We start from the raw sequence: 5,854 nt of genomic DNA, 5'->3' as shown, positions 1-5,854 counted from the left end.
AAACGACGGCGTAAAAAACGTCGTTTTCGCAGATAGCGTCGTAGTATGTGGCGGTAAAATTTTAGGCAAAGCAAAGGACGAAAAAGAGGCGCTAAAAATGCTAAAAATGCAAAGCGGGAGCACCGCTAGGATCGTAACCGCGATGATATTTTTAGGCGAAAAATTCGAGCTTTTTAACGTCAGCTTTGCCGAGTATAAATTTGCTAAATTTGACGAAGCCGACCTGAAAAACTACCTATCGGGCGATCTTTGGCAAGGCAAAGCAGGAGCCATGACGATAGAAAATTTCAACAAAAAATACATCCTAAGCCAAAACGGCGAAACTAGCACCGCAATGGGGCTAAACGTGAAAATTTTAAAGGCCTTTTTATGAGAATTTTAGCTTCGATTTTGTTTATTATCTTTGTTTCGCTGAGCGCGGCGTTTGTTTATCTTTATTCGCAAGTCACCTTTGACGCGTCAAACATCATCGATTTTAAGCCAAAGCTCACGACTCAAATTTACGATAGAAACGGCGAGCTCATCGCAAATATCTTTGACGAAAACAGGATTTACGTCAAGTACGAGGATATCCCGCCGCGCGTCATCGAGGCGCTGGTAGCCATCGAGGATACGAGCTTTTTTGAGCACGGCGGCGTAAATCCCGAGGCCATCACGCGAGCTATCGTTAAGGATATAAAGGCGGGCAAACTAGTCGAGGGCGCGAGCACGCTCACGCAGCAGCTCGTTAAAAACATGGTGCTAACCAGAGAAAAAAAGCTAACGCGCAAGGTCAAAGAGATGATCATCTCGATGAAGCTAGAAAACGAGCTAACCAAAGAGCAAATTTTAGAGCGCTATCTAAATCACGTCTATCTAGGACACGGCTATCACGGCATAAAAACCGCGGCGAAGGGATACTTTAGAAAGGAGCTTAACGAGCTCACGCTAAAAGAGATCGCTATCCTAGTGGGCTTACCAAAAGCGCCTAGCACCTACGATCCGACCCGCCACCTAGATCTATCGCTTAGCCGCGCAAACAACGTCATAGCAAGGATGAACGCGTTAGGCTGGATCAGCGACGCCGAGTACAAAGCCGCGCTAGTCGAGCAGCCAGTAGTTTTTGACGACACTCTCACGCAAAACAAAGCCCCGTATATCGTAGACGAGGTGCTAAAAGAGGCCTCAAAGCGCTTTGAGGACATAAAAACCGGCGGCTACGTCATCGAAACCAGCGTTGATTTAAAGGTGCAAGATATGGCGTCCGAGGCGCTAAAATACGGCTACAACGAGATACTAAAACGCAACAAAGACGCAAACGCCAGTATCCTAAACGGCGCTATCGTCGTTACGCTACCTAAAACGGGCGAGATCCTCGCGCTAGTAGGCGGCGTAGACTACTCCAAAAGCAGCTACAACCGCGCTACGCAGAGCACCCGCCAGCCAGGCTCCAGCTTTAAGCCCTTTATCTACCAGATCGCCCTAGACATGGGCTACTCGCCGATGAGCAAGGCTGCCGACATATCAAGGGTCTTTAACGAAGGCAGCCAGTACGAGTGGCGCCCGAAAAACTACAGCGGCGGCTTCCAGGGCTATATCACGCTGCGAGAGGCCCTGCGTCAGTCGCGTAACCTCGCCACGATAAATTTACTCGACGAGATCGGGCTTGATACGGCTTATAAAAAGCTAACCGAGATGGGCTTTAAAAACATACCTAAAAACCTATCCATCGCACTTGGCAGCTTTGGTATCTCGCCGTTAGAGTTTGCTAAATTTTACTCGATGTTTCCAAACGGCGGCGAGATCGTAGAGCCAAGCCTCATAAAACGCATTATAAATTATCAAAATTTAGAAGCGGTTTTCGAGCCTGCGCGGATATTTGTTACGGAACCCGAGCAGGCATATCTGATGACTGATATGATGAGGACGGTAGTAGAGCGCGGCACGGGACAAAGCGCCAGGCTAAACGGCGTGCAGGTAGCAGGCAAAACGGGCACGACGAATAATAACGTCGATGCGTGGTTTTGCGGATTTACGCCTGAGGTCGAGGTGGTCGTATGGTACGGCAACGACGATAACACGCCAATGAGAAAGGTCGAGGGCGGCGGACGTACGGCGGCTCCGGTGTTTAAGAAATTTATGGAAAGCTATATGAAGGAGTACCCGCTAAAACAAAAAACCTTCATCGAGCCGGAGGGCGTCTTTCACACCGCGTACGAGGGCCTGATCGAGGTCTATACGAAGATCTCGCCGGTACCGAAACAAGACGCGCAAGATACCCTAATCAAACAAGACGACGAGGGGTTGATTTTTTAAATTTGACCCAAAAGACCGGCTAAATTTGAGCGTTTTACTGCTTAAATTTAGCCGCCGCTTCGTCAAATTTAAACCTACTTGCTAATCCGCTTTTGCTTTTACTTCAAATTTACGCTCGGTTTTTACGGTCAAATTTGATCTTGCTTGTAGTTTAATCCAAATTTCAAAGCGGGCTTAAATTTGCTTGTTGGTTCTACTCTCGTCAAATTTAAGCTTGCCCGCAAATCCAAAATCAAAGACGCAATAAAATTTGAAGCCAAATTTAAACGGTCTAAATTTTACAAAACCTATCAAATTTATCATGCGCCGTAAATTTGACCGAGCCTCAAAAATAAGCCGTGTCCTTGCCGCTTAAATTTACCGCCGCGCCAAGAGCAAAAACCGCATCAAACGCCCCTCAAATTTAAAAAATTACGCCTCGTCTTTCGGGATATACGTACTTCGGTTAAACAGATAGCATGCCGCAAAAATAACAAGACAAGCCGATAATACGTTTGAGCCGCTCAAAAGCAAGCTCACCGTCTTTTCGTCATTTCTAGCGATCAGAGCCGCTACTATGAGCACAAGCGGATACAAGATCAAAGCAATACTAGCTAAATTTTCAACCGTAAAAATCGTCAAACAAAGACGCTGATTTTTTATAAAAAATTTGCTGTATTTTTTCGTAGGATAGCTTTTTAGGTAAATTTTCGTGAAAAAATACGGCAAAATCAGTATCGCAGCAAGAGAAACAAGCCCGTATAGAACATTGCCTAAAAAATATGCAAAATAAGAGACCATAAGCCCAAACCCGATAAATGCCATACTAGCGCGCCTGATAAGTCTATGCACGCCGTAACGGTTTTTTTGGTCCCAAGGTATTTGATCAAATTCCGCGTCCAGGTCGTTTAGCTCGCCGAGTCTTTCCTCTGCTGATTTCGCACTTTGAGCTAGACCGGACTCTCTGCGCAGATCTGCAGCTTCGGGTGCGGGCTCGTATGAGCTTATGTTCAAAGAGTAGCATACGGCAAAAACAAGCAAGCAAATCGGAGCCGCGACAAGGCCGTATAAAAACGCATAAACACCGTATCCGCCGCCGCCCCTTGCGAAAAATGACCCCAAAATAAGCAAAATCGGATATAAAATCAAAACTATACTTGCAAAATTTTCTATCCTAAAGGCCAGGAAGCTAGCACGCTGATCTCTCACGAAAAGATAGCTGTATCGCTTGGTTTGATCTCACTTTAAAACATAAAACATCCAGAAAATAGGCGTAACTATCATCACAGCGCCCCGAATATAGCTAAAAACTTCAGGCGACGATTCTATGTCGCTATTTACAAAAAAATGATTTCAAATACGGCGCCAACATCGCAAAAAGATAAAAAACGACAAACGTCGATGACCAGTACGTCATAATCGCCCGCCTGATAAACCTATGCCTATCATACCGCCTTTTTGCATCCTCAGAGATTGCGGCAAATTTCTCGTCCAGCTCTTTCATCTCGGCTTGAAATTTTGCGTTCACGGCCAGCTCCTTTTACAAGTGCTTATTTTAGAAATTATATCAAATTTGACGTAGTACGGCGCCAAAATTTGGGGATTAAATTTGATAGCAAAAACGTAGCTATGTTTTGAAAATTTTACGTTTTGCCGCCGCTTGACAAATTTAATCAAGCAACAACAAAGAAAAAGAACTTAAATTTGACTCGTTTGTCGTAAAAAGATATGCGAATAAAAATATAGCGCCACGTCCTGCACGAGCCAAGCCCTAGCGCAATGGTTAAAAGTGCGCCGCCTAGTTGCGGCGATCAAACCCAAATTTAACCTGAGCTTTCGGGCTAAATTTGAGCGAGTTTAAAAAGCAAAAGGATAAATTATTCCACGAGCTTCATCTGCTCGGCGCAGATGGCCTTCCACGAGCTTTGCAGATTTGAGCCGACGCACTCCTGCAGATACGGCTTTGCTTCGCTTTCGCGTTTTAGCTTGATGTAGATTTCCGAGATCTGAGCTAGCGCACGCAGTCTGTTTTCGGGATCTAGGCGCGTATCTACGAGCTCCTGCGCGGCTTGCAAAGCCTCGCCTAGTCTATCCAGCTTACTTAGCGAGCCGATGTACTCAAAGTCTATTTTCGGGCTAAAGGTGGCGATATGTAGGCGTTTTTGCAGATCGATCGCCTTTTTGGCGTAAACCGACGCGTTTAAAAAGTCGTTCGCGCCGTATGTCGCCTCGGCCATGCGGTCGTAGAGCTCGATGACCTTAAAGTCGTTTTTGCGTAGCGTCTCGACGGCCGTTATCGTCGCGGCGGCGTCGGTGAGTCTACCTAGCCCCATCAGAGCCTCAAATCTATAAAAAAGCACGGGCGAGACGTCGGCATACTCCTGCCTAGACGCGATAGCCAGCGCCTCGTCGGCTACGCGCAAGGCGTCGTTATATTTCTGCGTCTTTATCAACACGGAGGCTAGTTTGATGAGCCACTCCACGCGGTCGAGCATGTCTGGTGCAAGGATATTTTGCGAGGCGAGCTCGTGCGCGGCGGCGAAGCGAGAGAGGCGCATATAGCAGTCAAAGAGCTTAAATTTAGCCCCTATTTTCTCGCCTACGCCGTAGTTTTCGGTCAAATTTACAGCCGTAGCGCAGTCGTTTTGACGGATGGCTTCACTCGCTAAATTTAGCGCCGCCTGATCCAATACCGCACTAGCGTCCGTATCGTTTAGATCGCGCACGGCCTGGGTATAGCGCAGGACGGAGTCAAATTTACGCTCTTTTAGATAGAGCGCGACCTGCTCTTTTAGCGCCTTAGCGCCGACATCCGTTTTGCCGTATTTGTCGATGAGCGCGTCGTAGTGCTCGTGTAGCTTGGTCGCGTTGCTCTCGTCGTTTCTAGCGAAAAATAGCTTATCTAGCGCATTTTGCACGATAGCGGCATACTGCCCGTCCGCAAACTCGCTTTGATATCTTTTTAGGTAGTCGTAGGCCTTTTGCGTATCGGGAGTGCCCGCTAGAGCGATGCCTAGATTTTTTAGCACGGTTTCGTAGTCATCATCGTTTTTATTTAAGCGGGCGAGCAGGATTTCATATATCCTCGCAGCGATATCGTCCATATTTTTCTCGTGAAATACCCCTGCCAGCGTCGTTAGCTTGGACGCGTCGTTTAGCAGGTACTCTTGATTTCTGTTTAAAATTTTGAGCATAAAGTCCTTGGCGCGGTCAAATTTGGCCGTATCGATGCTGCCCTGCACGAGGCTCAGAGCCGCGCGGCTAGCGACGTCTAGCGTCTGCGCCGAGTATAGCACGTCCTCGTACATCTTTACCGCCTCGTCCTGCCTGCCAGTGACGTAGAGCCTGTCGGCAAACTCAAGAACGGCTAGCTTGGTAAAATTTGAGTTTGGATGCTCGTTCATGAGGATATCTAGCGTGTAGTTCGCGTCGCTAACGAGCTCCTGCCTGAGGTAGGCTTTGGTCACTAGATATAGCACCTCTGGGTAGTTTTCGTCCGACACGAACCGCCTCATCCACGCGCGCCCTTCGCTCGCGACGTCCGCCGCGCCGAGCCCCTCGAAGCTATTTTGCGAGTCTA

Annotated in this window: 6 protein-coding genes; 2 read left to right on the top strand and 4 right to left on the bottom strand. The window is 47.5% G+C overall.

Going from position 1 to position 5,854, the window contains the following annotated elements; all coding sequences use genetic code 11:
- Nucleotides 1-373: septum formation inhibitor Maf (maf, locus tag Q0200_RS06790; RefSeq protein WP_297939377.1), on the top strand; the 373-nt coding region annotated here is incomplete at its 5' end.
- On the top strand, nt 370-2,295 hold the full coding sequence (locus Q0200_RS06785) for a PBP1A family penicillin-binding protein (RefSeq protein ID WP_297939374.1): 1,926 nt from the start codon (nt 370-372) through the stop codon (nt 2,293-2,295). The genes maf and Q0200_RS06785, both read left to right, overlap by 4 nt.
- Nucleotides 2,296-2,469: 174 nt before the next feature.
- Here the strand turns inward: Q0200_RS06785 and Q0200_RS06780 are convergent, their stop codons facing one another.
- The 4 genes from Q0200_RS06780 to Q0200_RS06765 form a co-directional block, all read right to left on the bottom strand.
- A complete protein-coding gene (locus tag Q0200_RS06780; protein WP_297939372.1) occupies nt 2,470-2,598 on the bottom strand; it encodes a hypothetical protein in 129 nt (42 codons plus the stop codon).
- 108 nt (nt 2,599-2,706) lie between these two features.
- Nucleotides 2,707-3,483 (bottom strand): hypothetical protein, encoded by a 777-nt coding sequence (locus Q0200_RS06775; protein ID WP_297939369.1) that lies wholly within the window; start codon nt 3,481-3,483, stop codon nt 2,707-2,709.
- Between the two features lie 124 nt (nt 3,484-3,607).
- Nucleotides 3,608-3,802, bottom strand: a complete 195-nt coding sequence (locus Q0200_RS06770; RefSeq protein ID WP_297939367.1) for a hypothetical protein — start codon at nt 3,800-3,802, stop codon at nt 3,608-3,610.
- A 349-nt stretch (nt 3,803-4,151) separates the two neighbouring features.
- A partial coding sequence (locus Q0200_RS06765; protein WP_297939364.1) for a hypothetical protein occupies nt 4,152-5,854 on the bottom strand: 1,703 nt, incomplete at its 5' end.

Origin of the sequence: uncultured Campylobacter sp. (assembly GCF_938045225.1) — a bacterium.
Lineage (GTDB): Bacteria > Campylobacterota > Campylobacteria > Campylobacterales > Campylobacteraceae > Campylobacter_A.
This window is presented reverse-complemented; position numbering and strand designations above follow the sequence as displayed.